Annotated in this window: 1 protein-coding gene; it reads right to left on the bottom strand. The window is 42.0% G+C overall.

Features of this window, described 5'->3' with window-relative positions; translation table 11 throughout:
* Positions 1-151: 151 nt before the first annotated feature.
* A partial coding sequence (locus tag ACYVG7_RS09880) for a HEPN domain-containing protein (RefSeq protein WP_460882967.1) occupies positions 152-559 on the bottom strand: 408 nt, incomplete at its 5' end.

Here is a 559-nt window from a genome sequence, read left to right as displayed (position 1 = left end):
ATAACCCCGAGGGTAGCATTGGCGAGGGAAAGAACACGCTTGGCATGCATGTCCTGTCCAAATATATCGTCGATGTGGTTGAGGATTAGTTCGTGCTTAAACATGGGGATAGTCTGTTGGGTATTAGCTGGTCAAGGATGGCGATCATACCTCAGAAGCCGCGCCACGCCTCGCTCATATGAGGGGATGGCTGAGCACTCACAGATGTATTTTCACCATGAGCGATAGCGTTTCTATTTTTTAACAAAACGGAATCAATGATGTGAATGTAAGATTCAAAAAAATCACCATTGATTCCAATTTTGTATGCAATCTCCATAAACACTTCTGAATTTAAGTTGCTCTTCGTGTTCACATGAACATCCGGATTAACCTTGAATGATTCCGTCAACATATCTGACGACATGAATTTGAAAGCGTTGATTGCCTTTGCTAAAGCGAAATCATCACCATCAGTTTCTTTTAATACCTTCACCACCCAGGGCGAGATCGTGAACGTTTTATAACCAATATCAAGTCTTGATTGACGTAAATCTCCACCTGTGATCATATGCTTCCT

Source organism: Pseudaeromonas pectinilytica (assembly GCF_054780855.1).
Note: the sequence above shows the minus strand (reverse complement) of the source record. Positions and strands in the feature narration are given on the sequence as shown.